The sequence below is a fragment of the Amycolatopsis sp. NPDC102522 genome (assembly GCF_055584485.1).
In genome coordinates, this window is the sequence record NZ_JBVJLY010000036.1 from 1 (window position 1) to 24,856 (window position 24,856).

Below are 24,856 nucleotides of genomic sequence, written 5' to 3' on the forward strand. Positions count from 1 at the left end.
AGGTCCGGACAACCCGAACGATCATCGTCCGGACCTACTTTTCGGACCGCAGCTCAGCGCGGTGAAGCTCCGCAAAGTTCGGGCGGACAGGACAGTATGGACGAGGAAGACCCGCGGATTCGTGAGCGCCTGGTGAGCATCGAGTGCGCGCATTGCGGCACCGAGGTCAGGTACTCGGGGACGGGACGGCGGCCTACGTTCTGCTCGGCGTCGTGCCGGAGCCGCGCGTGGGAACTGCGCCGGGCGGCCGACAAGCTCGGCCGGGAGAGCCCGATGCCGACCGTGGTGCGCGAGGTCGTCGAACGCGAGCGACCAGCTCCGGCTCCGATGGCGCCGCGGGTGGTCGAGGACTGGGTGCTGCTGCTGGAGCAGCTGGAGCGCCAGGTGCGCGACAGTCCGCTGTCGCTGGTGCGCAGCAGGGAGGAGTTCGAGGAGCTTGCGGGCGCGGTGAAGGGCTTGCATGACGCGTTCTCGTGGCGGGATCCCGAGCTGAGGAACACCGCGCCGCCGGTGCGCGAGCAGTCCGCTCCGATCGTTTCGGCCGGCGGGACGTTGTCGCGGCAGCAGCGTCGCGCGCTCGAACGCGAGCAGCGCAAGCACCGCTGAGCCGTCACAACAGAACGACTTCTGGTCCAAGGTATCGCCGTCACCTTGGACTAAGGTATCGCCGTCATCGCGGGTTCCAACCGCCCTGATCCACCCCCAGCGCCCCGCTTGAAGCGTGCAGCGAGATAGGCGCTATCCAGGGTTTAGCGCTCAGGCCGCGCGGCCGCTGGCATGATCGAGGACGACGCCCGGCCGTGCCTACCCCCTTCGACCTGACGTCGTCCGGCCGCTGCGTGCCGGGACGGAGTCCCCCTCTCCGTTCGTCGCGCGGATCCGCGGCCGGTTCGGCTCGAACACAGGGGGTGGGGCGGATGCCCGATTACGTACGTCATCACGGACGCCAGCCGCGAGTGCCCGGCGGCTATCCGCACGCGCTGGAGATCCGGCTCACGTTCAACGACATGACGCTGCTCGCCGTGGCGGCCGCGCGGGCGGAGCTCGCCGACGGCGCCTTCGCCAGCCAGGTCGTGCACCGGCACCTGGCCACTGAGTACAACCTCGTCCCGGCAGACTGGCGTGAGGTGATGGCGCAGCTGCTGGAGCACCGTGCCGCCCTCGCCGGTCTGCGCGGCGACGTCGCCGCAGTCGGGCGGCTGGTCAACCAGATTGCCCGCGCGGTCAACACCGGCGGCTCGACACCGGCGGAGGTGGTGCTGACCCGGATGTCCAACCGGGTGGCCACCGTCCTCGCGGCCGCCGACGAGGGCCTGGCCGACCTCGACCGGCTGACCGCCGAGGCGCGGACCCGGTTGTGATCGGCCGCGTCGTACGCGGGTGGCGCACGCACGGCCTGATCGCCTACCTGTTCGGGCCCGGCCGCCATCACGAGCACGAGAACCCGCACACGATTGCCTCGTGGGACGGCTGCCCGCACCTGCACCAGCCACCGCAAAGCGCCGCGGGTCGGTTCGACGTCGGCGAGCTGGTGGCCGCGCTGACCGCACCGGCGGCCGCGGCCGGAGTCCCGCAACGGCCACCGGACGACCACGACGGCGCGCGGCGCGCCCAGGGCCCGGTGTGGCACTGCTCGATCCGGGCCGCGCCGGAAGACCGCGAGCTCTCCGATACCGAGTGGTCGGAGGTGGTCGCGCATCTGCTGCACCGGACCGGCATCGCCCGCCGCGGCGATCCGGGCGCGTGCCGGTGGGTGGCCGTGCGGCACGCGGCCGATCACGTGCACGTGGCCGCGGTCCTGGTCCGCCAGGACACGCTGCGCCGGGTGCATCCGCGCCGGGACTACCACCGTGTCCGCGAGACCTGCCTCGCCGCCGAACAGCGTTTCGGGCTGCGCCCGACCAGCCCGGCCGACCACACCGCGCCCCGGGCCGCCACCCGCGCCGAGAAAGAGAAGGCCACCCGGCACCATCTGCCCGAGGCCCGCCGGGACTGGCTGCGCCGCCTCGTGCGCGGCGTGGCAGCCCGCACCACGAGCCCGGAGGAGTTCCTCGAGGAGCTGGTCTCCAGCGGGGTGCGGGTGCGGGCCCGGCAGGACGTCCATGGGCGGCTGCTCGGCTACGCGGTGGCCGTGCCCGCCGACTACGCCAACTCGCGATCAGACGAACTGGTGTGGTTCGGCGGCCGCTCCCTGGCCGCTGACCTGTCCGCGACACGGCTGACCGAACGGTGGGCCAGCGCACCACCCGGAGGCCGGGAGCCGCTCAGCAGAGCCGAGAAACACCAGGCCTGGAACTCGGCGGCCGACGTCATCGAGCGGGCCCGCGCCGAAGTGGCCCGCGGTCACGGCGTCGACGGCGTCGCGCACGCCGCCGGCGACCTGCTGCTGAACCTGGCCCACCTCGGCGACGGTCGCCAGAGCATGGTGAGCGCGGCCGAGGAGTTCGAGCGCGCCGCCCGCACACCAGGCCGGGGACAACCCGCGCACTGGAGCCAGACCGCGATCGAGCTGCGCGTCGTGTCCTGGCGGCTGGCCCGCGCCGGAACAGATCGCGGCCACGCCACCGCGGTGCTTGTGCTCGTGCTCGCCCTCGCGGGCCTGGTCGCCGAGATCGCCGCCTGGCGAGCACAGCGGCACCAGATGGCCGCCGCGGCCGCCGCGCACCGTGCCAGCCAGGCCTTGACCACCCGGGCCGCCGACCTGACCGAGCGGTTCCCGCGGTTGAAAGCGGAACCTCGATCGACAGACCCAGTCGTGGACCGGGAACACGAGGAGAAACCCGCACACAAAGGAGCGCCGCCGGCGCATCGCCGCCGTCCCGCCGTCAGCACCGTGCCCACCAGCAGCCGCGGGCCGACCCGCTGACATCGAATACCTGCCCGCACCTGGGTATAGGCAGGTATTCGGTGCGTGGAGGTTCCGTGTGCCGGTCAGAAGTGTCCGGTACCGAACACCCTGTAGCCCGAACGGGCGTTCGACTGGGGGCGCATACTGCGGTCATGTCCGCGCAGCCGTCTCATCACGCACCCGGCGCCGAGGAGTTCGTGCTCCGGCCCATAGGGCGGCACGCGCGGTGCCTAAACGGGCACAACCTCGACGTCGCCGGGCGGGACCGCAGCTGGGACCACGCGCTGTATCTGCCGACGGGGAGCTGCGGTCTGTGCCTGCGTCTGCGGTTACCGCGTGCGGAGTGGCTGGAAGTGGATCATCTCCGGTTTGTCCACGAGGCGCCGGTGACGTCGGCCGCGCTGGTGCTGGCCGCGCGGCCGCCGATGGTGCGCGGCGGGGTCGGGCAGATCCTGATGCGGCTGCGCGGTGTCACCATCGCGGATCTGGACGTCCAGATGTGCGGTGTGTGCCAGGCCGGGGTTGTCGATCAGATCCGGGTCGACCCTCCGTATCTGCGGCGGGGGATCGGGACCGTGCTGCTCGCCGCGGCGCTGGCCCGGGGCCGCGGCTACCGGTGGTCGACCACGGCGATCGCCGACACCGCGATCGCGAAGGCCTTCTGGGCGGCCCAGTACCTGCCGGATGACATGGCTCTGGGGGAGCCGTCGCGGTGTTCGCACATGCTTCTGGCGGTTGGCGAACACGTCTGAGTCCGGGCGGGAGTCATCCGTGTCCGGTGGGGGTTTTGAGTCGGTAGGCGGTGGTCGTGCCCTTGATGGCGGTGGTCACGAACCGGTCTTGTCCCCACGCCAGCCGGAACAGCAGCGTGGGCGAGTCGTGCTCCATCGCCCGCGCGAGCAGGAACTCGTCGAGCTCCTTGAGCTCAATCGTCGTCGGCGGACGCCAGCTGAGGTACTGGGCTACCAGCCGCAGATGCTCGGTGCGGGTCTTCGCCCGGCGGCCATAGGAGCGCAGCTCGCCGGGATCGATCTTCAGCTGGTCTGCGAGCCGGGCCACCGCCACCGGCGGCGCCGTCGATACCGCGTCCGGGACGAATCCCAGCCACGGCAGAGTGCACAGCGCCACTGCCAGGCCCAACCGGTCCGCCGGCCCTCGGCCCCGGCCAGGATCGACGAAGGCGACGTCCGCCGGGGTGAGGGTGAAGAACCGGAACAGCTCGTCCCGGCCGATCTCGGGGAAGCCCCGCAGATGCTCCAGCTCTTCCTCAGCGAACACCTGCGCCGCCACCCACGCCTCCAGCCAGCATCCGAAGATTCCCAGCTCAGAAGCCTACTCAGGCATATCCGCCCGAAATTTCTTGAGTACTACGGGGACCCCGGATACTACGGCGACCCCTTCTGGCCTTGCACAGAGGAACGCGCCTTCAGCGAGCCCCGGTCGGGTCGTCGCAGGCGGCTGCGGAACGTGGGCTATTCCAGGCCCGGCATCGCCTGCGCCTAAAAAGGGGGCGGGTCAGGCCGTCATGAGCTGGGGTCCGAGAAGGTCACGGACCTGGCGGGGAAGGTCGTTGAGCGCGGCACGGGTGTTGGCGCGAGCGACACGGGCGATCTCGGCACCCGGGTGGTCGATCATGCCGCGGGGCGAGTTTCCGCCCAGCCACGACGTGATCGGCGCGAACTGCCAGGGGGTGACGATCTGGCAGGACGCGCGCAGCGCGGCCAGCGCGGCCCGGTAACTGCCATTCCACCCTGCGTAGCGAAGGTTCCAGCGCAGTCTGCCGGTCGCGATCCGCCGGTCGTCCGGAGTGGTTTCCAGGTGCATTTCGCCGCGGGTCTGTGTGTAGAGCAGGAAGTCCTCGACGGCGAGGTTGCCGTAGATGGTCAGCGACCATGGCCGGTGGTCATCGGCGAGCCCTTGTTCCAGGAAGACCTCGGCGAACAGACCATCCTCGCTGAGGAGGAAGATGTGCCGGTCTCCCATGATCTCGCGGTTGTCGACCACGGTGAAGCCTTCTTCGGCGCAGATCCTGAGCACGTCGTCCAGCGGAAGCCCGGCGGTCAGGTCGTCCAGCGCTCGTAGCTCGTCCTGGGTGGTCCACCAATTGGTCATCCCCGACAGCCACACCAGCGTCTCCCGCCGTTGCATGCCGGTGAGCACCTCGGTCCCGAACGGCACATAGCGGTCGTCGACGAGCTGGCCGACATGCTCGGCATCCCTCGCCCGGCGATCCACTCCGATCTGGCCAGGCCGAGTTTCGGCCGGGGGAGTCGCTGGCGCCGGGGCCAGTGTCTGCAGGTGACGCAGCCTCACCAACGCCTGTTCCCGTTCTATGGCCATGTCCGCAGCCTAGCGCCTGGGCCAGCACGAACACCCGGTCCGAAACCCGGCGTCGGGGAAGATCTGCACATGGGGCGTGTGCGGGAGCGTCGCTGGTGATCGTGTCGCTACGGTGGCGCCGAGGCCTGCCCGGTGTGCGCGGCCGGAGTCAGTGAAGGGGCCGTGGATGATCACCTTGTTGTCGGTGAACACCTGGAATCTGTATGGCAGTGACAGCGCGGAGGAGCAGCAGCGGTTCCGGGCGCTGGAGGAGCTGATCCGGTCGCGGGACGCGGACATCATCGCCGTGCAGGAGATCATCTCGACCGGCGAGGCCGAGGCCGCCGCGGCGGGCCGGCGGACCCCGACCACGCAGGACAAGACGCCGGGGGCGATCGCGGGGCTGCGTCGCCTGGCCGAGGCGACCGGCCGCCACTGCGAGGTCGCCGGTGATCCGGCGGTCGCGGTGGGCGGGATCATCCACCACACCGGCCTGTTGTGGCGGGACGGCATTGACCCGGTGCCCGGCACTGTGCAGCTGCTCCAGCGGGACGTCGCGGGGATGTGGCATTGCGCGACCGCGTGCGTGTTCGACGTCGGCGGCCCGAAACTGCGGGCCGGATCGACGCAGCTGTCCCCGTTCGACCAGGCCTGGGCGGCGATGGATGTCAGCCAGCTGATGCGGGTGCTCAACAGCGACGACATCCCCGGTTTCCTCGCCGGCGACTTCAACGGCATCGGCGCCCAGAAGATCATCCACGGAGACGGCTACGCCTGGTACGACGCGAATCCGTACTTCCACGGCGGCGCCCGGGGCGAGTTCGGCACACCATGGCATCCCGATCACGCCTACCAGCTCGACGGCGACGGCCTGCTCGACCGCCAGGCCGCGATCCGGCTCGAGCACCCCCGCATCGGCGGCATGCGCGACTGCGCGCTCATCACCGGCACCCCCTGGACACCCACCGCCGGGTTCCACTCCCAGGACAACCACCCGCGCCGGCGCGTCGATCGCTGGTACGCCACCCGCACCGTCCCCGAGACCGCGGTGACCGGCTTCCGCGTGGTGCCCGTCGACGAGCACCGTGTCCTCATCGACGGCCGCCAGGTCGAGCTGACCGACCACACGCTGATCGAGATCGACGTCGACGAACACGCACTCGCCTGACCCCGCCGATCCGCCCGTGAGGCGAGCACGGAACGCGACCTGGGCCGCGGGTCGCTGACGTACCGTGGCAGGCATGACACGCAAGGAGATGTCACTGCCGCTGGAGTCGGTGTTCAGCGGCCCGGATCGGTCGAAGCCCGATCACGACGTCGAGTTCTTCCTGGCCCAGCATCACGCCGAGCACCTCTGCGGTGCGGAGCCGGACCAAGCCCACGACATGGCGGTCGACTACGTCAACCGCATGAACAGGTACCGCGACGAGACACGCGCCTGGACGCTGTGATCGTCGCCGGACGGGCTGATCGGGCCCGGGAGCACAACCGGAGCTGGCGGAGGCCGGGCAAGAGTGGTCATGCGTAACCACTTCACCCGGGAGGCCTGGGGACGGGATGAACCGCGGCTGTTCGCGATCGTCGTTCCGCCCAGCCAGCCGGAGCAGCCGAGCGGCGGGGTGTACTCGCGGGCGCAGTCCCTGGCCCGCAAAGCACAGAAAGAGCTGGCCACGGCCGCGCCCGCGTTCATCTCGTGCGTGCCCGAGCAGTGGCTGCACATCCCGCTGCTGGACCTGGGCTGGTCCAGCGAGATCTCCGCGGCCGGTTACGACCGGCTGCTGCGCGCGATGGGGGACCGGCTCTACCGGCTGCCGGCGATCGAGCCCTTCACGATCAGAGTCGGCGCGCCCCAGGTCCGGACCGACTCGATCGCCCTGGCCATCGAGGAAGCCGAGCTTCCCGGGGTCGGATGGTGCCTCGCCCAAGGAGCGACCGAAGCACTCGGCGGCGGCCGCCCAGCCGAATTCGACTTCTACGTCGAGGGCGACCCCGGCGACTGGCGCCGGCGGCGAGACCAGCTGCCCGACCCGCACACGACCTTCACCGCGTTCAGCAAGCGGCGACGGCTGCACCTGCCCATCGCCTACGGCACCGCCGAGGACGAGACCGGCGCCGAGGTCGCCGTGCTCGACACGACCCCGCGTCTGCACGGGTATGCCGGGGACTGGGACGAAGCCCGACTCGACATCACGGAGATCCACCTGGTCGACCTCCGCCAGGACCCCGAGGCCGGCCACTACACCTGGACACCACGAGACGTCCTCACCCTGGGCCTCGACGGAGCGCTCCGCGCCCTGCTCACCTAACCCGCGGTTGAGGGCGACAGCCAGCGGAGCCAGGACTCGCGACCCGGACTCAACCCAGGGACGGCTACGCCGAGCTCGTGACCAGCTACAACGCTCTGCTTTGCACCTGGCCGTAGCTTCGGGGAGTCCTGGGCCGTTGTGCGACCTGCCGCGCTGGGTCGCCGCCCGGGACGCGTGACCAGCGGCTGACACCTCCGCGCGACGGGTCAGCTGTCGAGCATCCGGTAGCCGCAGGCGCGCATCCACACGAGAGTCTGGTCGTGGCCGGGGGCGTCCGGGGCGAGCGGCCAGATCCGCTGCCAGGTCGCGTCGCCGTCGACGAGCACGACAAGGTTGAGGGTGTCGCCATCGTCGGGCAGGTTCGCGGAAGCGGGGTAGTGCTCCAGCAGCCACAGCGGCGAACCGAACCGGTCGGCCACGGCTCGGTGGACGTGTTCGGCTGCGTTGGTGATCGAGGTGCCGAGGCCTTGGTCGGTGACGAGGACGAGGTGCCCGCCGGTGGGCACGGTCCAGGCCCGCAGGTGCGCGATCCCGCCGGTCAGTGTCCCGGACGGGTAGGTCCAGAGCGGGTCCTCGACAAGGAGGTACCCGGCCTCGGGCAGCGGGAGCACGGTGGCGGCGGCGTCGAGTTGTGCGGCCAGGCCGTCGGTGTTGTCGGGTGTCCGGTAGCGCGGCTCCTCCGGCCAGGTGGTGTGGAAGATGTGCCGGTCGACCAGCGAGACCATCTCCGCGGTCCTCGGCACCAGCTCGACGCCGATGTGCACCGCCCACAGGACGGAGTCGGGGTCGGCGGGGTCGATCGGTCCGTAGCGCCAGCCGCTGGTCTCACCCCATTCCAGGCGGATGGGGGTGGCGTAGCCGCTGTCCGCGCACTGGCCGGGGTCGAGGTCGAGCGCGATCGCGGCCGGGGAGACCGTGGTCTCGGGGTCGGCGGCCCGGACACCGGCGGCGCGCAGAGCGTCGACCACGGCGCGGGCGTAGGGCCCGGGGTCCGGGGACACCGGGCGGGGTGCGGGGTTCACGGCGCGGCGGGAATGAGCCCGGCGTTGATCGCGGACTCCAGGTAGTTGCGGGCGTCGGGCAGCGAGTCCCGTTGCTCCTGCGCGCTCAGTTCATCCCACGTGGGCGCAAACGTGCAGTCGTGGGCGAGTTGCTGGCGGGCCCGGGCCAGGATCAGGACACGCGGGTCATCGAGCGGGATCTGCGGCAGCATGGCGTGTTCCTCATGATTTCGGAGACTGTTAGGTCAAAGCTGGTCAGTACAGGAACGAGGACAGGATCGCGTTGCCGGTGGTGGAACGGTCGCCGTAGATGGCGGTGTGCCATTCGGTCTGCAGGCGGCGCAGCGCGTCCGTGGCGGCGGTGTCGAGGGTGATGTCGCGGCCGCCGGTGGCGTCGATGAGGTCGAGCAGCAGGGCGGTGTCGGCGGCGGGGGAGGTCCCGGCCGGGTCCGGTTGGCGGATGAGTTTCCCGCGGGTGTCGAGCAGCCGGCCGGGGCGGTGTTCGGTGGCCGGGGTGTCGGTGGTGGCGAGTTCGAACAGCCGCACCATCAGGAACCAGCTGGAGATGGAGGCCTCGATCTCCTCGTTCTCCCTGGCTTCGGCCATCGTCTCGGCGAAGGAGGCGATCTCGGACTGTTCGGCGGTGCGGGATCGGTACGGGGAGGCTTTCGCGTCGGCGATCAGGTCCCGGGCCGCGGCGAGCAGGTCGAGCTGGTCGCGGGTGGCGGTGGCGATGAAGACGCCCATGTGGCCCAGGCCGCCGCCGGTGACGCCGGCGGCGGTGAGGTTCGCCGTGGACAACGAGATCACCGCACGGTCGGGGATGTCGTCGGCGTCGATCTGCCGGATCCAGGGATGCAGCAGGATCGCATCCAGCGCCGTCTCCAGCGCGGGGTCGACCAGCCGCGCGGGCAGCCGCCAGGGCTCCTCGTCGGGAAACTCCGGGTCGTTGGCGCGGCGCATCGCGCCGCCGAAGTCCAGGGCGCTGCCGGGCTGACCGGCCAGGTCGGGGTGGTCCGGGATCAGGATCCGCACTACGTCACGGGGTTCAGGCATTCTGCTGGTCCTTTCCGGACTTGGTCGCGCGGGCGCGGGTTTCGGTGGCGCGGGTGCGTGCCTTGGCCGCGAGGTCGCGGTAGGTGTCGTGGCCGGCGGCGGCCATCGCGTCGGCGAGGACGGCCTCGCGTTCGTAGATCGGGGCCAGCAGCGCCGGTGTCGGAGCCAGGTTCCCGGAACGGAGCTGGTCACGCAGCCGGGACTGGTGGGCGAGCTCGGCGAAGGCCTCCATCTTCTGCATCCGGTCCGACACCAGCCCTGGGCCGGGCCCGCCCGGCTCCTCGCGGCGGCGGGTGATCCAGGCGTCCAGGTGCCGGATCCAGTAGTCGGGGTCGAGCAGCTCGTCCGGGATCCCGACGACGCTGGTCCGGCCAGGGAACGAGGCCCGCCGCTGGGCGGATTCCCAGTCGGTTTCGAGGTGGCTCCAGCGTTTCTCGGCCTCGTCGGCGGTGATCTGCTCGCCGGTGTCGGCGGTGATCGTCTCGGCGATGATGTCCCAGCCGGTGCCCTGCACCCGCTCGGCCAGGACCGCCGCCTCCAGCACGTCCCGCGCCCGGGACATGAACGTGAGAGCGTCGGACAGGCCGAGACCGTCCAGGCGGTTCCGGCCGGGCGGGCCGGTGGGGATCAGCCCGGCGGCGGCATCGGCGGCCTCGGCCGCGGTACGGGCCAGGCGCAGCGCGGTCAGCGACTGCTCCGTGTACGGGGCGCCCTCGACCGGACCGGGCCACGACGTCGGATCGGTGCCGGTCATCAGCTTCTCCCGGTGGTGGGTTCGGCGGAGGGCGCGGTGTCGAGCTGCGCTTGAAGCTCGGCCACGGAGCGGCGAGCGGCGGCCAGGCCGTCGCGGGTCGCTGCGCTGACCCGGGTCTGACCGGCGGCGATCCGCTCCCACGCGCCCAGCATCGCCTCGGCGACCTCGAGGCGATCCTCGACCGACGGCACAGCCGCCACGTCGTGAGCGGCGTCCAGCCACAGCTGATGGGCGCGGGCGCCGTGCCAGCGCTGCTCGGCGTAGGGGTCCATCCGCGTCAGCCCGCCCGACACCGGCGCCACCTTGGGCTCGTCGGCGACGTCGTGCGGATCACGGTGCCGTCGGACCCACTCGTCCAGGTCCCGCGCCGCTTCCTCGGGTTCACGCGCGGCCGGGTGCAGCCGCCACCGCAGCTCGCCGAACTTGCCGGTGTAGCCCGGATACTCCGGGGACAGCAGCTCCTCGCGGAAACCGTCGACGGCCTCGTCGAACCGCTCCTGCGCGGACTGGCGCGTCACGTCCAGCGCGTTCCCGACCTCTTCCCAGGTGAGCCTGCCCAGCCGCGCGTACACCACGGCGGTCTCCAGCACCCGGCGCGCCATCGACGAGAGCCGGTTCGCCTCGTCGACGGTCGACCCGGCCCACGGCGCGGACCCGTCCTCGCGCAGCTCGTGCTCGCCGATCGACACGAAACCCCGCAGGTAGTCGGCCATCTCGGCGGCCTCGGCCGCGAGCACCAGCCGCGCCCGCGTCGCCTCCGTCATCGGCGGAAGCCGCCCTCCCTCTTCACTCATGATTGTCAGGCTAGACCTGCATTTCACTAAAATGCAGGCTCATCCTGACAATCACCCGTTTAGCGGGTCGCGGAAATGTCGGTGCGTGGCGCTACAGTGACCCAGTGCTTCACGGGGCCACCGCACGCTGGCCTCTCTCCGAGCCGATCCCCGCCCACGCCGGGACCCGGTGACCGAGGACAAGTAGCCCCGCTACCGTGCCGCAGCTCGTGGTTTCCGTGGCCGATCGACGTCCGCGGCGAGATGCGTGGGATCACCGCCGCAGGAAACGAGCGATCACCATGCCCAGCACCGAACTCAAGCGCGCCGCCCGCGCCTATGCCGCCGAGCACGGCGTCAAATACACCGACGCGCTGCGCGCCGTCCAGGCCGCCGACGAGCAACCCGCCCACGACCAGGGCCGGATTCGTGCCCGGGTCACCGTGACCGCGGACCCGGACGGGACCAGCCCGTCGCGGCGGTGGGAGATCGTCGTTGACGACCCGCGCCAGGAGAAACCGTTCGCCGAGTGGATCCACCCCGCCCACGAACAGGTCCGGGTCGACGAGCTCGCCGACGTCCACGGCTGGCGCCGCGCCCCGGGCGCCGAGTGGCCAGCCGAGCCGACCCTCGAACCGGTCGAGATCGCCCTGGAGCGCAGCGCGGTCGGGCAGCGCGTCGACGAGGTCGAGCAGATCCTCACCGACGCCGGGGTGAGCTGGCACGAGGCCTGCGAGCCGTACATGGCCGCCGTCGGGCACGAACTCGCCCGGTCAGGGATCGGCGTGAAGGAGTCCTTCGCGTGCGGCAACGAACCCCGCGACGGCGCGATCGACCTTGCCCATGCGCTGCCCGACTACGACTCCACACAGCTGGCCTGGCGCGAGGACCAGGGCTGGTACTACCTGTCCTTCCAACACGGCCAGACCGCCGACGGCGTCATCGACCTGCCGGTCGGGCACCTCGCCGAGCCCTACGACGTCGTCGCCGCGTTCTGCGAGGCCATCGATCATCCCGTCCGGTCCGAGCGGCCGGACTGGCGCCCGCCCGCCGGATACGACTTCGACGCCGTCGCGCCGGACGACTGGTGGGACGTCTCGCCCGCGCTGGAACGAGCGCTGACCTGCTACACCACCTACCCCGGCTGGACACCCGCCAACCCGGTGCCCACGCCCGCTCCGGAGCCGGTTCGTCCTCATCCACTGCGCGATTCCTTCGACCGGGCCGCGTACGACGTGGTCATCGTGGACCCCTTCACCGGCTGCTGGCGGGCCTGGTCCCGCGCCGAGGACACCGTCGTCCGACCAGAGCCCGAGCTGGCAGACGACGGCGAATGGATCTACGACGACGTCCGCGTCGCCGGCGAGCTCTTCGCCAACTACGACGGCGCGCTGCCGGTCCGGACCGGGCGCGCGGACGTCTCGTCGTGGCTGGCGAACCGGCCCACGCCGACCGGGTCGAAACACGACGACATCAACGACTGCCGGGTCTGCCACGACTTCCACAACTACGAGATCCCGACGACGCGGGAGACGCTGGAGCACCGGGGACACCAGATCCGCGCCGTCTACGAGCGGCTGAACGTCCTTGCCCCCGGTAGCGGAGCCCGGGTTCTGGCCGAGCACGACGGCGACGTCCTGGTCCTCACCCTGCGGCTGATCGACCCGGCCACCCGCCTGCTCGGCCTGCACTGGCGATCCGACAGCGACGACTGGAAAGCCATCGTGCAGACCGACGACGCCCCCAGCGAGGAGCACCAGGTCGGGACCCTGCTCGGCCGGGCGGACTGGGAACCGCACAACATCGCCATGACGATGAAGCGGCACGTCAGCTACCACCGCTGACCCCGCTTGCACGACAAGGAAGGGGGCTGCGCGGCGGATGTTCGCCGCGCAGCCCCCTTTTTCGTGTACTGGTCTGTCAGCCGTCGCGGTTCGCCATCCGGATCAACCTCCCTCGAATGCTGCTGGACCCTCCAATGTTGGTCACGACATCGACGGCGGCCCAGAGCCCGAATGGGGGAAGCTCGGACGAGCGCCGCGCCCGCCCGAACGCCACAGCGCTCGGTCCCCCGGTTCGTCGCTGGTGCGTGCCAGGATCGACGTCATGTCCACCACGCCGACTCCGGCCAGCATCGCCCGCAACGCGCTCTACGCCCTCCATCGCAAGCTTGGTGAGAACGCCACGCCGGAGCAGTTGGTGCAGCTCGGCATGCTGGCCGCACAGGTCGAGATCGCCGATCGTCTTGAAGGCATCGAGAGGACGCTCGACCTTGGACTGCTGATCCGCTCCGAGTAGCCGCGCTACCGTGAGACCACGGCCGACACCCGGTCGCCATGCGTGGCCAGCCACTCCAGCGGCCTCGGCCGGAGACCACGCACGCGGCGTCAGCAGGGCGGCCCGGCCCGAGCCCGGACCGTGGCGCCGACGTATCCCCCGAGGCACTTCACCGTCCGTGCTGCTCACGAACCGGTGCGCCTGGCCCCGTGCGTAATCGGGGCGCCGATGACGGGGAGGTTCACCGTCATGTCCACACCCATGGATCGCGACGCCGCCGACCGGATCAGCGCGGCCGCCGAACGCGACCCGGACTCGCCGACCGCGACCAGCGGCTTCGACGACCGGGCCCAGGCCGTCGCCGCCCGCAACGACCCGGACGAGGACTGAGTCTCCACGCGGGGCGGACGAAGCTTCGTCCGCCCCGCGTGGAGACCATCTGGGTTCGGCCAGAGGCGTTCGGAAAACGGCCTGGACATCGAGCGGCCCGGCAGCGCACCGGCTGCCGGGCCGCTCCACCTTTCCGGGTCTAGTTGTCGGTCTTCTTCGGTTTCCGGGTGTTCTTGCGGAGGGCGAGCAGCAGCGGGGAGAGCAGCCCGGCCACGACCAACGGCGCGGCGGTGGGCATCTTGACCGCGAGGAACACCAGCGCGCACACCACACCGAGCAGCAGCAGCGTGACCGGGATCAGCAGCATGACCGCGTGCCGGGCCCGGTTCGGATCACCCAGGACGTAGCGCAGCAACTCGGTCCAGCTGGTGTTCCTGCGCGAGAACGACGACGTGCGGTCGGGAGCCGTCGCCCACCGTTCGGAGGTGGGCAGCCAACGAGTGCCACCAGCGAAGAGAGCGGGGTCATTGTTCTTGACCAAGAGCTCGAACTCGCGGATGACCTTGGCTGCCTCCACTGCGTTCGCCGGCGAGGAGGCTGCGGTGTCGACGACCTTCTCGTTGCTGGAGTGGATGTTCTCCGCCTCCTGATGCAGCTTCTTCCACAGATCCATCACCAGATCGACCTGGGTGGGGGTCAGGCCGCAGGCCTTGACGAAGGCCTCGACCTGGCCGGGGTTGCTGGGCAGACCAGGGCGTTTGGTGTCGGGCAGGCTGTAGGCGGTGGAACGCGGCATGCCCGTCTTGATCGCGATCTGGCCGCAGCTCAGCGGCGAAGTGCCGAGGATCCGGCCCATCAGGGCCCGGAACCCGGCGGCGTCGTCTGCGTCGAACACGAGCTGCTGCGTGCCGGGGATGGTCATGGTCATCGCCGGTCCTCCCGCTCGTGGTGCAGGCGGGCGAGTTCGTCGGCCGCCGAGCGCAGGAACCGCAGGTTCTTGACGATCTCGCCGATGCCGCGCGGGACCGCGAGGACGGCGACGAATACGACCAGCACGCCGGCGGTGATGCCCGCGGCCGCGACGACCGGCGTGTTGTCGTGCAGGTTGAGGTAGATGGTCAGGCCGACGGCCAGCGTGATCACGAAGGCCTCCGGCCAGGTCAGTCTGACCGCGGCCGGAACGGCGCCGCCGGTTGGCGGGCTCACCGCTTTCAACATCATGTTGGTGCCCTTCTGCGAGGAAACGCGCCTGCCCGCCCCGAAAACTCTGGAGAAAAGGGGCGGGCGAGGATGGTGCGTTCCGTGGTTGCGGATTTACGAGCACTCACCGGTCGGGCTGATGCGGCTGGAACCACGGCCCTGTCGGCGACATCCCGGGGTGGGACCGGAACAAGAAAAGCGTCCCGCACGCGCACGCACATGAGAAGACCCCGCGACGCAAACGGTGTCTACCGGTCGCCGGGCGGAGTCCCGTAGACACGACGAAGGCCCCGAGCGGAAATTACGCTCGAGGCCTCGCCTGAGTGCGCGGCTAGTTCCAGCTAGACCGCAAGTCCCTGCTCCACCGCAACCACGCAGAAGGGCTTCAGGACCCTCACCGCCCCACTCCCGGGCGGAGAAGACACAGCACACGCACGGTACGACACGGACCGGGGCAAGCGACGCGATGGCCGCGGGAGGACGTACGTGGTCATGATGCCTCCAACCCTGGTCGAATCTTTCCCAATGCGGTTGCTCGACCAGCTTGTAGCTACTGCGGCGCGACGACAACGGCCCGTGGACACCTGGACACCACTTTCCGGAAGTGGGCAGGTCAACAGTGGTGTGGAGCCGTCCACAACGACCGCGTGGACACCACTGAACACGCATCGGTGAACGCCCCGCGCCCATCTCGCCGACCAAGTCGCCCGCCCTCCGGAGGGCCACCAGCAGAAACCGCGTGCAGACGCGGCGCCACGGCGACTCCGGTGTTACCGGGCACACTGGCGGGATGGTCACTGACGCCGGCGACCGCGCCATCCGCGTGTATTTCTGATCTGGGGCACCGCCGCCAGCGCCGGCGGACTCGCCGCGATCGCGATCCGCCATAGCGGACGTGGTGCTGAGTGCCACGGCGGCGGCCTGGTCGGCCACCGAGCACTCGGTGAACCCGAAGAACTCGCGGATCTCCGCGCGGTGGCGCTCGTGGGTCCGGCCAGTCCAGCCGTAGGACGCGAGTTCCGCAGCGTCGACCTTGACCTGCTTCGCGACGAACTCCACCACCTGGTCCGGCAGCTCAAGCCGACCATGCGGAAACCGGCCCTGCCGGGCGTAGAACCGCACCAGCAACCCGAACGCGAGCGCGTTCCGGCCCCGCTTCCCCTCGACCAAGGCAATCTCGTCGCCGAAAAGGGTCCAGTGCTCGATCAGCTCGTCCTGCTCCAAGGCACGCGGCACGCGCGGAGGCTATCGCTACCACAAGAATCGGCCCTGACCAGCCCACTCAGCCCAAATGGCGGTTTATGACACCGTCCTTAACGACAGGCCGACCTGGAGCAGCACCGCGAGGCCACCCGGCTCGGCCACGTGATCCAGGAGCGCGAACGCGAGATTGAGCTGCTCGGCCTGCAAGTCACCACGCCGACACCGGAGTGGCCCGGCGGCTGGCTCATCGGCTCGGCGGCCGGGACCGGCGCCGACGCCTGGATCGTGCCGTTCGACCTGCGCTCCACACCGGACCCGGTATGGCGGGACCGCGCCTCCGCAGACGCCGCCCTCGACCAGCTTCGCGGTGACGACCCGCCGCCGCTACGCGGGACCCGCTCACCGGCCAGGTTCACCCCGGCCCGGCCCAGTACCTGGATGCCGCCCGCCATCGACGGCGACACTGGCGACTACCAGGTCTGCTGGGTCGGCGCCACCCGCAACCACATCGAACCCGGCGGACTCGCCCACGAAATCCCGCTTGACCTCATCGGCTGGACACAGTTCCCGCCCCGCTCGGCTCCCGACACGGCACGGTGATCCACCGCTCTGGTCTCGTTGGCCACGCACCCGGCGTAACGAGCCGCGGCCGGACGACGACTTCGAGGAACCTGGTCCCCTGGCCGCTCCTCCCCCTCGCTGCCAGGGGACCAGCTCGCCGCTCCCGCGCGCCGCCCGCGTGACGAAAGGGGCTCTACGTCCTGCATTTCACTCACCGCAACGAGATTCATTCGATGGAGCAGAGGGTGCGACAACCGTTCATTGTCGTCCCAAGTCGACAACGAACGGTTGTCAACGTCCTTGTGACAACTTATCGTTGCCGTATGAGTGATGTGTCTGTACCTGGTGCCGGCGAGCGGCCCGTTCCAGAGCCCGCCTCGGCAGAGGTTCAGCTCTCCCGGTTCATCCTGGCCAAGTCCGATGCTGGGCTGGGCGTCGATTCTGCGGAGCTGCTGCGCGGAGTCACGCTCGCGATCAAGGACTCCGGACCCCAGCGGGGTCCCGACCTGCCCGGCGCCGCCACAGTCACCGCCGCCGACGCGTTGGCCGCGCTCCGGCTCGTGCCCGAACAGCACGCGGAACTCGACCGGTACGAGGTTCTGCTCACCGAAGCCGCCTTGGACCGCGGAGAGGACTTCGGGAGCGTCGGTGCCCTGTTCAATCTCTCCCGCCAGGGGATGCGCCAGCGCTACCTCCGGTTGGGCGGCACCCGCTCCTGGGCCCGCCAGGCTCCCGAGCAGCTCCGCGTCAAACTGCTGGGCGAGCTACGTCGCGCCGTCGACCGGCTCAGGGCAGCGAAAGGCGAAGACGAACGCCTGCGGACGGGCACGCTGCTGGTGGCGACCCTCGGCATGAGCCTCAACAGCGACGCCTTCTCCGACGCGGAACTCCAAGCCCTGACCGGTGTTCCCGACACCCTCATGGAGCGCGCCCGCGAATTCGCTGCCACGCACAAGCACCTTCCCCCCGAAGGCAAGCGGGCGCCCAGAGCCGGGCGAGCCGACCGGCAACGGCAGGGGAAGGCACAGTGACGTCATGAACGGTTGGCTCCAAAGCGGTGCCTGGATCGGCACGATCCTCGGCGGGTTCTCCGTCCTGGCCGGGGTGGTCGTGTGGATCGGGAAGCAAATTGACGAACGGCGCGATCGCCGCCGTGCCCGGCGGCACCGTGACTGGCATGGCTACATCGACATCGGCGGGGTGTCGAGCTGGTACGTCCGGCTCGCGGAAACACCCGGCGAACCCACAGGCCGGGTCGTGCTGGAGGTCCTCGCCGCGCCCGACGGCGCACCGGACGCCAACCGCGCCCATTCCCTGCGCCAGCAGATCGCAGCCGACGGCATGCTCGCCCGGATACCCACCCCGGCCGAAGACGACTTCCTCAAATCACTGGGCCGCCAGCGCGGCCGCGGGAACGACCCCCAGGGCTTCCCTGTCCGCTGACCACATCAGCCAGCCCTATTTGACGGGGCAACGAGGGATGGCGAGCCCCTTGACCCCATCGTCGTCTCCAGCAACAGCGACGACTCAGATCGACCTGCCTGATATGACTGTTCGGAAAACGATCGTCTGCCGAACACGAACACCCGGCACGAAGCGCAGGGTGTTTCGCCAGTTCGAACTGTTCGGAAACCCGTTCGTTTACTGGTAGGCTCGATCCAGGCTTACGAACACGTTTTCCGAACGAATCGAGGCGGAGATGAGCACGAAGAAGGGCGGCCGCGGCGACGTGGCCGTCGAGACGGCGCGGCTCGGCGCGATGCTGGCGGGCAAGGGGCTGACGCCCGACGAGGTCGCGACGTTCATGCGGGACGAGGTCGAGCCGGTCCTGGGCGACGCCGCGCAGCGGGTCGGGAACGGCACGCCGGTCGACGAGATCCAGTTCGACGTCCAGCACCGCGGCCGGCCCTGATGGCGCTCGTCGGACTCGTGCGGGTCAGCACGAGCAAGCAGGAGACCCAGCGGCAGCACGACGCCCTCGACGGCATCTGCGAGCGGGTTTTCGAGGAGAAGATCAGCGGCAAGCTCGCCGTCGACGCCCGGCCCGGCCTGCGGGCCGCGCTCGACTTCATGCGCACTGGTGACCTGCTCGTCGTCCAGGACGTCGCCCGGCTCGGCCGCAACCTCCTCGAGGGCCTGATCGTGCTCAACGACCTCTTCCAGAAGAAGATCGCGGTGAAGGTCCTGGAGGGCATCGCCGCCGGCGAGCACACCGAACGGAACTTCATCCTGGACATGGCGCTCGCCCTGGCCGAAGACCGCCGCCGCGACATCTCCCGCCAGACCAAGAACGGTCTCGACGCCGCCGCCCGCCGCGGCCGCACCGGCGGCCGCCCCACTGTCGTCGACGACGACAAACGCCGCGCCATTCTCGCCCGCCGCGCGGAAGGCCAGTCCCTGCGCGAGATCTCCAGCGGTGTCGGTATCAGCCTCGCCGTCGTCCACGGCGTCGTCTCGGCGGATTCCATCGCGAACTCGTCCTGAACCATCGGTGTCCAGCATCCTGCCTGCTTGGGCGTTGGCGTCGCCTAGCCGTTCCGCATTGGCTCCACCACTACTTCGGTCCTCCGGTTCCTCGGAGGGTGACGAACCCAGGTGTGCCGGTGCCGGGGTCAGGCGACCAGCCGATGATGCGTACTTTTCCGAGGACCCGTGAGGCGTCGGTCGCCCAGTCGACGGCTTCGTCGTCGGGCATGGTCTTGCCCATCGTCTGGGAGAACAGTTTGACCAGCTGCCAGCCGTCGGCGGTGAATCGCAGCGCAAAGCTTCCGACGGTCAATGCGTGCGTGGTGTGCCAGACAGCTGGATCCTTGCCGCGGCGCCAGCCGATCAATCGCTCGACGACGGTAGGGTCGTCCAGCAGTACCGCCAGCTGGGCTTCAGCCCAACCGCGTGCCTGTTCGAACGAGACGATCTGGGCGGGCGCGGTGTCCAGCAACTCGCCGACGGTCGCTTCTCCTGGTCCGTAGTGCAGCAGGTAGCTGCTGACCAGGTCGGGGACGGCCAGGTCGTCTGACAGGGCTGGCGGGGTGGCGCCGCGCAGGCCGATCCACCCCATCATGACCTGTCCTGTTCGCATGAGATCGATGAACTCGGTGAACGGGCGCTGCTGCAGTTCGCTCGGTACCACGGCCGTGGTCACCGCCAGCAGGACACCGCCGAGGTCGCGTGCCGCCTCGCGCCAGGGCACGTCAGCGCCGCAGGACCAGCTCAGAGGGACATCGCGGAACATCACGGTGATGTCCCCGCCGGAGGCCAGATCCGCTTCCACGTCCGGCACCGGGCGGTCGACCTGCAGGTCCTTAAAGGGGGTCTGCAGTCCCTGCTCGCGGTACAACCAGGTGGTGGTGGCTACCCAGACACCGTTGTCCCACCGGATCATCAGCGATTCGAGGTTCGGATTGACCAGCAGCATCGGCCGGTCGTCCCGGACCTTGGTGCCGTCTTCGCCGACGACGACGCCGGGAAACATCACCGTGGTGCAGTCGTAGGAAACCAGTGCCGCTTTGGTCAGGCTGATCTGCGTGCACAGCTGCGCCGGACGGCAGCGCTGGTGGTGCAGGTGAGCCTGAGCCATCACGATCATGTCGTCCACGACCAGCGATGGCCGGTCCGCCGGATCGCTCGACAGCTCGTAGCCGCAGGTCTGGCAGTCGCGAAGCCACAGGTTCGCCGCCAGCATGTCCAGGCCGTCCGCGCCGAGCTTGCCCGCGGTCTCCGGATCTACCACGAACGGGTAACCCGTGACATCGATCCCGCCCGCAGGAGGCCGGGGCGGGCTGCCAGCACGCCGATCCCGGGTCCGCTTGCCCTTCCCCATCTCACACTCCATTTCGCCTTGCGTGATCACGTACGGCGTTTGACTAGTTACGGAGACGATAGCGAGGTTCTTGGTTCCTGTGGCGTGAATTTCCTACTGTTGGATTTTCCAACCGGCGCGAGCATGATGGAATCACTGGAAACAAACTTTCCAGGACAGCGGAGGTGAGTACGCGATGGACGACGACTACGCCGGGCGGGGGGACAGTGTGGTCGAGCGCGCCCAGCTGCGGAAGAAGTCTCAGCTGACCTTGCCGGGCGCGGTCCGCGACGCGCTGCACTTGTCCGAGGGCGACGAGGTCGAGTTCACCGTGCTGCCCGACGGCGATGTGGTGCTGCGGGGCATGACCACGATCCCCGCCGACCAGAAGTGGTTCTGGGAGGAGTCGTGGCAGGCCGGGGAACGCCAGGCCAGCGAGGACATCGCCACCGGCAATGTGCGGACCTTCGACGACCTCGATGACATGTTCGCCGCGCTGGACTGAGCCGGGACGATGCCACGCTGGGATATCACGTCGCAGTTCGAACGCGACCTGAAGAAACTCTCCCCGGAGAACCGATCCCGGTTCCAGAAGGTCGTCAAGACCGAGTTCGTGCCCGACCTGCGCACTGGCACGTTCCGCCGCGGACTCGGCGTGAAAGGCGTAGTCGCCGCACGCGGGGTGTTCGAGATGCGCTGGGCACCCGATGGCCGATGCACGTTCGAATACGGCCCGGAGAGCGTGCCTGGCAACCCGCACATCATCTGGCGCCGGATCGGCACCCACGACATCTACAAGAGCCCCTGACCCGGGCTCACTCAATCTCGCGACGTGTACTTCCGCAGCGCCTCGTAGTAGGACCTGCTCAGCGGGAAGCAGTTGGTGCGGCACAGAGCACGCAGCAGATTCACCCGGCCGCCGAACGCCTCAAGGTCGGGGGAATCGGTGGCCACAACGAGCCCGACGCTCAGCCGCGGTCCCTGCAGTGCGATCGTCTCCGCCGCGGCCGCGATCGCCGGATCGCGCAGCACCAGCTGCGCGTCGTCGATCACGAGGATCAGCCCCGGATCCTCGGAGGTCGGAGTGAGGTTCGTCTGCCCAGCACCCCCACGGCGCAGCACCTGCTCGGCAACCGCGTGCACCATGGCGACGGTGTGTTCCTCGGTCCGCGCCGCATTCCGGACCCATCGGCTGAACGGCCGTGCGAGACCGTTGCGGTCGGCCGGGTCGGCGATCGCGATTCCGAACAGGCCGCTGCCCAACGCCTCCATCACGACAAGGCGCAGCGAGTTCGTCTTGCCGGACTCCGGCGGCCCGGTGATCAGGCCGTGCTCACCGCCGACACCGGGGGTGTGCAGCTGCCAGTGATACGGGCCGTCCATCCCCAGGCCCGCCTCGAACCGGCCGGTCTCCGCCGAGTAGGTCAGCGACCGGAAGGGGACAAGATCCGGCAGCCAATCAGCGTCATCGGTTTCGCCGGCGGCCGCGATCTCGCTGTCCGTCAGCGCGGCATGCCCGGTCACCGTCGGCGGCGGAACCCTGGTCTCCAGCGGAACCTCGGCCACCGCGATGTCGCCGGTGCGGATCACGCGCTTGATCTGCTCAGGGTTCTCCATGCGGCTGGGATCGAGAGCACTGGAGATTGCCAGCACCACCGATCCCGTTCGCTCGATCTCCACGGCCAGATCCGGATGGAACGTCTCAGCCGCGCAGTACCAGATCCGGATCCCGCAGCGCACGATCAGCCCGCCAGCAGTGAGCCAGGCGGCCACCTGATCGGGATGTCCAGCCGCGATCGTGCTGCCGTCCGGTCGCGCCAGGCCAAGCGGCGACAACTCGGCGATCGTGGTCGCCCGGTAACCCCCGTGCTCGTTCGCTAGCTTCACCACCTCATGCGATGGATTGACCAGCACAGTCGGCCGGAACGGATCTCGAGACGGGTTGCCGAAGGGAACACTGATCAGCCGGGCGGACGTCGTGACATAGCGGAGATCGAGGTCCTTCGGCTGTGTCGTCCAACGTGGGCGCTGGCACGCACGGTGGTGCAGCGAGGCGGTGATCTCCACGAAATCGGTGACCACCACGACGGGTACTTCGCCCTCGAGCGGACTCCCGCAGGTCTGGCACATATCCGGCCACAGGTTCCGCGAAAGCTCCTCCAGACCCGTTCGGCCAAGTGTGGCCTGGGTATAGAAGTCGGTGCCCATTCTCGGCACGGCCATGAGCCGAATCCCCTCCCCGGTTTCACGCGCTCTACGACGTCACACAGTAGCCGGGATGTATGCCGATTCCGTTCGGAGGAGCTAGCCGTGCCTTGACAGCGAGCATCGCATCGTCAAGCAGCGATTATTTCGAGAATTGCAGCGCTTCTCGCACCTAGAGGGCGAGAAGCGCTGCAAACTGGCGTAAGCTTTGCTGCATGGAGATGCGACAGGCGCTGGATCTGATCAGTGGTTTCACCGCTGATCAGTGGGGCTTGGTCACGTCTCGGCAGGCCAAAGGGCTCGGCGTGGACGACTCCACGCTGCACAGGATGGAGAAGGTCGGCTACCTCGACCGGGTCCGTCGCGGCGTGTACGCGTCCACCACCGCCGCGGTTCCTGCCATGCGCGAGGAGCAGGCCGCGTGGCTCGCCCTGAACCCCGCCGTGGCCAGTTGGGAGCGGCCGCGGGTGGATCCGGACGGGGGCGTGGTGTCTCACCAGTCCGCCACCCGGATGTACGGCATCGGCGAGCTGGTCAACGACCGGATCACCTTCACCACACCGCGGCGACGGACCAGTCGCGATCCGGATCTGTGGTTCAAGCGCGCCGAACTGCCCGAGGAGGACGTGACGCTCGTCGACGGACTCCCGGTCACCACCGCGGCACGCACGATCTGCGACCTGCTCGACCAGCACCTCGACGGCAGCCACATCGGCACAATCATCCGCGAAGCCGTGCAGGCCAACCTGGTCGAGCTCGACGTCCTGGCGGCCCGGATCGGCCCTTACGCCCTGCGCTACAACATCCGCCGGCCCGGCGACGGCGAAGCGCTCCTGGAACACCTGCTCGCACAAATCGGCGAAAGCATCGAGCGGCTCACGCACCGCCCGGCGCCGCCGCGGGCCGCCTCGCGGGACGACATGACCTGGTTGGCGAAGCTGGTCCAGCTGAACCTCGGCGACATGAGCGGCGTCGCGAAGAGCCTCCCCACGCCTCTCAACGCGAAGATCGCATCCCTTGTCCTGGACCAGCAGCCTGCCCTGGGCGAGATCGCGAAGATGGCGTTGCCGGGCATTGATGACATCGCCCTAGGCCCGAAAATCGCTGCCCTTGGACCGGACTTCTTCAACGGCTTGCTGCCGAAGAGTTTGGCGAAGGGGGGCACGTTCGAGGCCGCTGCCCGGATCGCCGCCGGGGGTGCCGTGGCCAGCGGACGGTCGGGCACCGGCGAAGATGATGCGCATGGCAGCACCGAAGCGCCCGATGACGCCCAGGGCCTACCTCAATTCCCAGAAAAGCCGGGCCGCGAACATGGCGAAGGAAACCGGCGGCAGAGCGAATGAGCTGCTGGACCTGCACTTCCACCGCCGCCTGATCGCGCGGGTCTTCGACGGTGACGACGCCGGGAACTGGGTTCTCAAGGGCGGCCAGGCCCTGCTCGTGCGCTGGCCGACCGCCCGCTACTCCGCCGACGTCGACCTGCTCAGCGCCGAAGACACCACCGACGACGCGGTCGAGGCGTTGACGATCGCTGCGGCCCGGCGCCTGGACGACTACATCTGGTTCGAGCACCGCTCCACCTCACCGCAGACCCACGTCGAACGTCCGACCCGCAAGGTCAAATTCATGGCGATGTTCGGCAACCAGGCACTCAACCACCAGGTCAGCGTCGACGTCGTGGTGTCCGGCCACGTCCCGCGCGGCGAGATCACCACCGAACCGCTCGAACCGCCGTTCAACACCGACTGCGCTCCCTGGCCGCTGGCCCGTGTCTTCCCGTTCGAGGACCACGTCGCCGAAAAGATCTGCGCGATGTACGAGCTCTACCGGGCCAACGCTGCCCCCTCGACTCGCTACAAGGACCTCGTCGACCTGATCCTCTTCGCACTCAAAGTCCCGCTCCCCGGTCCCGAAACTCACCGGATCCTGCAAGACGAAGTCGACCGGCGACGGAAACGTGGCATGGTCCTCGACCTGCCTGACCGATTCCGCGTTCCCGACGAAACGACCTGGACCCCCGGCTACGCCACAGTCGCCGCCGGCGTCCTCGAACTCCCCGAGAACCTGCGAACCCTCGCCGACGCGGCCCTGCTCGCCGACGTCTTCCTCACCCCGCTCCTTCAGCCCGACTCCCCCGCCGGCCGGTGGAACCCGGACGAACGTGTGTGGCGATAGCCGGAGAACGGGCAGCACCGCGGCCGCGAGCACGTAGAAGTCCTCGGTC

Annotated in this window: 31 protein-coding genes; 19 read left to right on the forward strand and 12 right to left on the reverse strand. The window is 69.4% G+C overall.

Features of this window, described 5'->3' with window-relative positions:
• The first annotated feature begins 96 nt into the window (after nucleotides 1-96).
• From ACZ6YV_RS42070 to ACZ6YV_RS42085, 4 genes are all read left to right on the forward strand, one after another.
• Entirely contained in the window at nucleotides 97-606 is a 510-nt protein-coding gene (locus ACZ6YV_RS42070) for a hypothetical protein (RefSeq protein WP_465514980.1), read from the forward strand.
• Between the two features lie 311 nt (nucleotides 607-917).
• Nucleotides 918-1,361, forward strand: coding sequence for a hypothetical protein (locus ACZ6YV_RS42075; protein WP_465514981.1), 444 nt, complete (start codon nucleotides 918-920; stop codon nucleotides 1,359-1,361).
• The gene (locus tag ACZ6YV_RS42080; RefSeq protein ID WP_465514982.1) at nucleotides 1,358-2,866 is read left to right on the forward strand and encodes a relaxase/mobilization nuclease domain-containing protein; all 1,509 of its coding nucleotides are present in this window, start codon (nucleotides 1,358-1,360) and stop codon (nucleotides 2,864-2,866) included. The genes ACZ6YV_RS42075 and ACZ6YV_RS42080 overlap by 4 nt, the downstream gene beginning before the upstream one ends.
• Nucleotides 2,867-3,000: 134 nt before the next feature.
• Entirely contained in the window at nucleotides 3,001-3,600 is a 600-nt protein-coding gene (locus ACZ6YV_RS42085) for a GNAT family N-acetyltransferase (protein ID WP_465514983.1), read from the forward strand.
• Between the two features lie 13 nt (nucleotides 3,601-3,613).
• On the opposite strand, the gene ACZ6YV_RS42090 is transcribed toward ACZ6YV_RS42085, so the two are convergent.
• Both ACZ6YV_RS42090 and ACZ6YV_RS42095 read right to left on the reverse strand, forming a co-directional pair.
• On the reverse strand, nucleotides 3,614-4,138 hold the full coding sequence (locus ACZ6YV_RS42090; protein ID WP_465514984.1) for a DUF4158 domain-containing protein: 525 nt from the start codon (nucleotides 4,136-4,138) through the stop codon (nucleotides 3,614-3,616).
• A gap of 225 nt (nucleotides 4,139-4,363) precedes the next feature.
• On the reverse strand, nucleotides 4,364-5,188 hold the full coding sequence (locus tag ACZ6YV_RS42095) for a hypothetical protein (protein WP_465514985.1): 825 nt from the start codon (nucleotides 5,186-5,188) through the stop codon (nucleotides 4,364-4,366).
• A gap of 166 nt (nucleotides 5,189-5,354) precedes the next feature.
• Here ACZ6YV_RS42095 and ACZ6YV_RS42100 point away from each other — a divergent pair, with 166 nt between their 5' ends.
• The 3 genes from ACZ6YV_RS42100 to ACZ6YV_RS42110 all read left to right on the forward strand — a co-directional run bounded on the left by ACZ6YV_RS42100 (nucleotide 5,355) and on the right by ACZ6YV_RS42110 (nucleotide 7,473).
• Entirely contained in the window at nucleotides 5,355-6,335 is a 981-nt protein-coding gene (locus tag ACZ6YV_RS42100; protein WP_465514986.1) for an endonuclease/exonuclease/phosphatase family protein, read from the forward strand.
• A gap of 73 nt (nucleotides 6,336-6,408) precedes the next feature.
• Nucleotides 6,409-6,618, forward strand: coding sequence for a hypothetical protein (locus ACZ6YV_RS42105; protein ID WP_465514987.1), 210 nt, complete (start codon nucleotides 6,409-6,411; stop codon nucleotides 6,616-6,618).
• Between the two features lie 69 nt (nucleotides 6,619-6,687).
• The gene (locus ACZ6YV_RS42110; protein WP_465514988.1) at nucleotides 6,688-7,473 is read left to right on the forward strand and encodes a hypothetical protein; all 786 of its coding nucleotides are present in this window, start codon (nucleotides 6,688-6,690) and stop codon (nucleotides 7,471-7,473) included.
• A gap of 206 nt (nucleotides 7,474-7,679) precedes the next feature.
• On the opposite strand, the gene ACZ6YV_RS42115 is transcribed toward ACZ6YV_RS42110, so the two are convergent.
• The 5 genes from ACZ6YV_RS42115 to ACZ6YV_RS42135 are packed head-to-tail and all read right to left on the reverse strand — an operon-like array spanning nucleotide 7,680 to nucleotide 11,078.
• Nucleotides 7,680-8,495, reverse strand: a complete 816-nt coding sequence (locus tag ACZ6YV_RS42115; protein ID WP_465514989.1) for a hypothetical protein — start codon at nucleotides 8,493-8,495, stop codon at nucleotides 7,680-7,682.
• The gene (locus ACZ6YV_RS42120; RefSeq protein WP_465514990.1) at nucleotides 8,492-8,686 is read right to left on the reverse strand and encodes a hypothetical protein; all 195 of its coding nucleotides are present in this window, start codon (nucleotides 8,684-8,686) and stop codon (nucleotides 8,492-8,494) included. The genes ACZ6YV_RS42115 and ACZ6YV_RS42120 overlap by 4 nt, the downstream gene beginning before the upstream one ends.
• 43 nt (nucleotides 8,687-8,729) lie before the next feature.
• Nucleotides 8,730-9,530, reverse strand: a complete 801-nt coding sequence (locus tag ACZ6YV_RS42125; protein WP_465514991.1) for a hypothetical protein — start codon at nucleotides 9,528-9,530, stop codon at nucleotides 8,730-8,732.
• On the reverse strand, nucleotides 9,523-10,284 hold the full coding sequence (locus ACZ6YV_RS42130) for a hypothetical protein (RefSeq protein ID WP_465514992.1): 762 nt from the start codon (nucleotides 10,282-10,284) through the stop codon (nucleotides 9,523-9,525). Before ACZ6YV_RS42130 ends, ACZ6YV_RS42125 begins: the two co-directional genes overlap by 8 nt.
• Entirely contained in the window at nucleotides 10,284-11,078 is a 795-nt protein-coding gene (locus ACZ6YV_RS42135) for a hypothetical protein (protein WP_465514993.1), read from the reverse strand. Before ACZ6YV_RS42135 ends, ACZ6YV_RS42130 begins: the two co-directional genes overlap by 1 nt.
• A 281-nt stretch (nucleotides 11,079-11,359) precedes the next feature.
• On the opposite strand from ACZ6YV_RS42135, the gene ACZ6YV_RS42140 reads away from it, so the two are divergent.
• The 3 genes from ACZ6YV_RS42140 to ACZ6YV_RS42150 all read left to right on the forward strand — a co-directional run bounded on the left by ACZ6YV_RS42140 (nucleotide 11,360) and on the right by ACZ6YV_RS42150 (nucleotide 13,724).
• The gene (locus tag ACZ6YV_RS42140) at nucleotides 11,360-12,901 is read left to right on the forward strand and encodes a DUF6292 family protein (protein WP_465514994.1); all 1,542 of its coding nucleotides are present in this window, start codon (nucleotides 11,360-11,362) and stop codon (nucleotides 12,899-12,901) included.
• Between the two features lie 262 nt (nucleotides 12,902-13,163).
• Nucleotides 13,164-13,355: a hypothetical protein gene (locus ACZ6YV_RS42145; protein WP_465514995.1), complete on the forward strand. Its 192-nt coding sequence runs from the start codon at nucleotides 13,164-13,166 to the stop codon at nucleotides 13,353-13,355.
• Between the two features lie 228 nt (nucleotides 13,356-13,583).
• The gene (locus ACZ6YV_RS42150; protein WP_465514996.1) at nucleotides 13,584-13,724 is read left to right on the forward strand and encodes a hypothetical protein; all 141 of its coding nucleotides are present in this window, start codon (nucleotides 13,584-13,586) and stop codon (nucleotides 13,722-13,724) included.
• Nucleotides 13,725-13,863: 139 nt separating this feature from the next.
• Here the strand turns inward: ACZ6YV_RS42150 and ACZ6YV_RS42155 are convergent, their stop codons facing one another.
• The 3 genes from ACZ6YV_RS42155 to ACZ6YV_RS42165 form a co-directional block, all read right to left on the reverse strand.
• On the reverse strand, nucleotides 13,864-14,592 hold the full coding sequence (locus tag ACZ6YV_RS42155) for a hypothetical protein (RefSeq protein ID WP_465514997.1): 729 nt from the start codon (nucleotides 14,590-14,592) through the stop codon (nucleotides 13,864-13,866).
• A complete protein-coding gene (locus ACZ6YV_RS42160) occupies nucleotides 14,589-14,870 on the reverse strand; it encodes a hypothetical protein (RefSeq protein ID WP_465514998.1) in 282 nt (93 codons plus the stop codon). Before ACZ6YV_RS42160 ends, ACZ6YV_RS42155 begins: the two co-directional genes overlap by 4 nt.
• Nucleotides 14,871-14,978: 108 nt before the next feature.
• Complete coding sequence (locus tag ACZ6YV_RS42165; RefSeq protein WP_465514999.1) at nucleotides 14,979-16,100, reverse strand: DUF4158 domain-containing protein; 1,122 nt, start codon at nucleotides 16,098-16,100, stop codon at nucleotides 14,979-14,981.
• Nucleotides 16,101-16,229: 129 nt separating this feature from the next.
• On the opposite strand from ACZ6YV_RS42165, the gene ACZ6YV_RS42170 reads away from it, so the two are divergent.
• The 5 genes from ACZ6YV_RS42170 (at nucleotide 16,230) to ACZ6YV_RS42190 (ending at nucleotide 19,112) form a co-directional block, all read left to right on the forward strand.
• Nucleotides 16,230-16,667 carry a hypothetical protein gene (locus tag ACZ6YV_RS42170; RefSeq protein ID WP_465515000.1) on the forward strand — a complete coding sequence of 146 codons (438 nt, stop codon included), beginning with the start codon at nucleotides 16,230-16,232 and terminating at the stop codon, nucleotides 16,665-16,667.
• A gap of 284 nt (nucleotides 16,668-16,951) precedes the next feature.
• Entirely contained in the window at nucleotides 16,952-17,659 is a 708-nt protein-coding gene (locus ACZ6YV_RS42175) for a hypothetical protein (protein WP_465515001.1), read from the forward strand.
• Nucleotides 17,660-17,663: 4 nt separating this feature from the next.
• Nucleotides 17,664-18,071: a hypothetical protein gene (locus tag ACZ6YV_RS42180; RefSeq protein ID WP_465515002.1), complete on the forward strand. Its 408-nt coding sequence runs from the start codon at nucleotides 17,664-17,666 to the stop codon at nucleotides 18,069-18,071.
• Between the two features lie 256 nt (nucleotides 18,072-18,327).
• A complete protein-coding gene (locus ACZ6YV_RS42185) occupies nucleotides 18,328-18,540 on the forward strand; it encodes a hypothetical protein (protein ID WP_465515003.1) in 213 nt (70 codons plus the stop codon).
• The gene (locus ACZ6YV_RS42190) at nucleotides 18,540-19,112 is read left to right on the forward strand and encodes a recombinase family protein (protein ID WP_465515004.1); all 573 of its coding nucleotides are present in this window, start codon (nucleotides 18,540-18,542) and stop codon (nucleotides 19,110-19,112) included. The genes ACZ6YV_RS42185 and ACZ6YV_RS42190 overlap by 1 nt, the downstream gene beginning before the upstream one ends.
• Before the next feature lie 70 nt (nucleotides 19,113-19,182).
• Here the strand turns inward: ACZ6YV_RS42190 and ACZ6YV_RS42195 are convergent, their stop codons facing one another.
• The gene (locus tag ACZ6YV_RS42195) at nucleotides 19,183-20,448 is read right to left on the reverse strand and encodes a hypothetical protein (RefSeq protein WP_465515005.1); all 1,266 of its coding nucleotides are present in this window, start codon (nucleotides 20,446-20,448) and stop codon (nucleotides 19,183-19,185) included.
• Nucleotides 20,449-20,623: 175 nt separating this feature from the next.
• Between ACZ6YV_RS42195 and ACZ6YV_RS42200 the strand changes: the two genes are divergently transcribed.
• A complete protein-coding gene (locus tag ACZ6YV_RS42200) occupies nucleotides 20,624-20,932 on the forward strand; it encodes an AbrB/MazE/SpoVT family DNA-binding domain-containing protein (protein WP_465515006.1) in 309 nt (102 codons plus the stop codon).
• Between the two features lie 9 nt (nucleotides 20,933-20,941).
• Nucleotides 20,942-21,235, forward strand: coding sequence for a hypothetical protein (locus tag ACZ6YV_RS42205; protein ID WP_465515007.1), 294 nt, complete (start codon nucleotides 20,942-20,944; stop codon nucleotides 21,233-21,235).
• 11 nt (nucleotides 21,236-21,246) lie between these two features.
• On the opposite strand, the gene ACZ6YV_RS42210 is transcribed toward ACZ6YV_RS42205, so the two are convergent.
• Nucleotides 21,247-22,650, reverse strand: a complete 1,404-nt coding sequence (locus ACZ6YV_RS42210; RefSeq protein ID WP_465515008.1) for a P-loop NTPase family protein — start codon at nucleotides 22,648-22,650, stop codon at nucleotides 21,247-21,249.
• Between the two features lie 197 nt (nucleotides 22,651-22,847).
• Here ACZ6YV_RS42210 and ACZ6YV_RS42215 point away from each other — a divergent pair, with 197 nt between their 5' ends.
• Entirely contained in the window at nucleotides 22,848-23,975 is a 1,128-nt protein-coding gene (locus ACZ6YV_RS42215) for a type IV toxin-antitoxin system AbiEi family antitoxin domain-containing protein (RefSeq protein WP_465515009.1), read from the forward strand.
• The gene (locus ACZ6YV_RS42220; RefSeq protein ID WP_465515010.1) at nucleotides 23,944-24,807 is read left to right on the forward strand and encodes a nucleotidyl transferase AbiEii/AbiGii toxin family protein; all 864 of its coding nucleotides are present in this window, start codon (nucleotides 23,944-23,946) and stop codon (nucleotides 24,805-24,807) included. Before ACZ6YV_RS42215 ends, ACZ6YV_RS42220 begins: the two co-directional genes overlap by 32 nt.
• The last annotated feature ends 49 nt before the right edge of the window (nucleotides 24,808-24,856 follow it).

What these genes read in the sequence shown, in the direction of transcription:
- ACZ6YV_RS42070 (WP_465514980.1), top strand. Translation starts at nt 97, where the DNA reads ATGGACGAGGAAGACCCGCGGATTCGTGAGCGCCTGGTGAGCATCGAG.
- ACZ6YV_RS42075 (WP_465514981.1), top strand. Translation starts at nt 918, where the DNA reads ATGCCCGATTACGTACGTCATCACGGACGCCAGCCGCGAGTGCCCGGC.
- ACZ6YV_RS42085 (WP_465514983.1), top strand. Translation starts at nt 3,001, where the DNA reads ATGTCCGCGCAGCCGTCTCATCACGCACCCGGCGCCGAGGAGTTCGTG.
- ACZ6YV_RS42095 (WP_465514985.1), bottom strand. Translation starts at nt 5,188, where the DNA reads ATGGCCATAGAACGGGAACAGGCGTTGGTGAGGCTGCGTCACCTGCAG.
- ACZ6YV_RS42100 (WP_465514986.1), top strand. Translation starts at nt 5,355, where the DNA reads ATGATCACCTTGTTGTCGGTGAACACCTGGAATCTGTATGGCAGTGAC.
- ACZ6YV_RS42105 (WP_465514987.1), top strand. Translation starts at nt 6,409, where the DNA reads ATGACACGCAAGGAGATGTCACTGCCGCTGGAGTCGGTGTTCAGCGGC.
- ACZ6YV_RS42110 (WP_465514988.1), top strand. Translation starts at nt 6,688, where the DNA reads ATGCGTAACCACTTCACCCGGGAGGCCTGGGGACGGGATGAACCGCGG.
- ACZ6YV_RS42120 (WP_465514990.1), bottom strand. Translation starts at nt 8,686, where the DNA reads ATGCTGCCGCAGATCCCGCTCGATGACCCGCGTGTCCTGATCCTGGCC.
- ACZ6YV_RS42125 (WP_465514991.1), bottom strand. Translation starts at nt 9,530, where the DNA reads ATGCCTGAACCCCGTGACGTAGTGCGGATCCTGATCCCGGACCACCCC.
- ACZ6YV_RS42130 (WP_465514992.1), bottom strand. Translation starts at nt 10,284, where the DNA reads ATGACCGGCACCGATCCGACGTCGTGGCCCGGTCCGGTCGAGGGCGCC.
- ACZ6YV_RS42135 (WP_465514993.1), bottom strand. Translation starts at nt 11,078, where the DNA reads ATGAGTGAAGAGGGAGGGCGGCTTCCGCCGATGACGGAGGCGACGCGG.
- ACZ6YV_RS42140 (WP_465514994.1), top strand. Translation starts at nt 11,360, where the DNA reads ATGCCCAGCACCGAACTCAAGCGCGCCGCCCGCGCCTATGCCGCCGAG.
- ACZ6YV_RS42145 (WP_465514995.1), top strand. Translation starts at nt 13,164, where the DNA reads ATGTCCACCACGCCGACTCCGGCCAGCATCGCCCGCAACGCGCTCTAC.
- ACZ6YV_RS42150 (WP_465514996.1), top strand. Translation starts at nt 13,584, where the DNA reads ATGTCCACACCCATGGATCGCGACGCCGCCGACCGGATCAGCGCGGCC.
- ACZ6YV_RS42155 (WP_465514997.1), bottom strand. Translation starts at nt 14,592, where the DNA reads ATGACCATGACCATCCCCGGCACGCAGCAGCTCGTGTTCGACGCAGAC.
- ACZ6YV_RS42175 (WP_465515001.1), top strand. Translation starts at nt 16,952, where the DNA reads ATGAGTGATGTGTCTGTACCTGGTGCCGGCGAGCGGCCCGTTCCAGAG.
- ACZ6YV_RS42180 (WP_465515002.1), top strand. Translation starts at nt 17,664, where the DNA reads ATGAACGGTTGGCTCCAAAGCGGTGCCTGGATCGGCACGATCCTCGGC.
- ACZ6YV_RS42185 (WP_465515003.1), top strand. Translation starts at nt 18,328, where the DNA reads ATGAGCACGAAGAAGGGCGGCCGCGGCGACGTGGCCGTCGAGACGGCG.
- ACZ6YV_RS42190 (WP_465515004.1), top strand. Translation starts at nt 18,540, where the DNA reads ATGGCGCTCGTCGGACTCGTGCGGGTCAGCACGAGCAAGCAGGAGACC.
- ACZ6YV_RS42195 (WP_465515005.1), bottom strand. Translation starts at nt 20,448, where the DNA reads ATGGGGAAGGGCAAGCGGACCCGGGATCGGCGTGCTGGCAGCCCGCCC.
- ACZ6YV_RS42200 (WP_465515006.1), top strand. Translation starts at nt 20,624, where the DNA reads ATGGACGACGACTACGCCGGGCGGGGGGACAGTGTGGTCGAGCGCGCC.
- ACZ6YV_RS42205 (WP_465515007.1), top strand. Translation starts at nt 20,942, where the DNA reads ATGCCACGCTGGGATATCACGTCGCAGTTCGAACGCGACCTGAAGAAA.
- ACZ6YV_RS42210 (WP_465515008.1), bottom strand. Translation starts at nt 22,650, where the DNA reads ATGGCCGTGCCGAGAATGGGCACCGACTTCTATACCCAGGCCACACTT.
- ACZ6YV_RS42215 (WP_465515009.1), top strand. Translation starts at nt 22,848, where the DNA reads ATGGAGATGCGACAGGCGCTGGATCTGATCAGTGGTTTCACCGCTGAT.
- ACZ6YV_RS42220 (WP_465515010.1), top strand. Translation starts at nt 23,944, where the DNA reads ATGGCGAAGGAAACCGGCGGCAGAGCGAATGAGCTGCTGGACCTGCAC.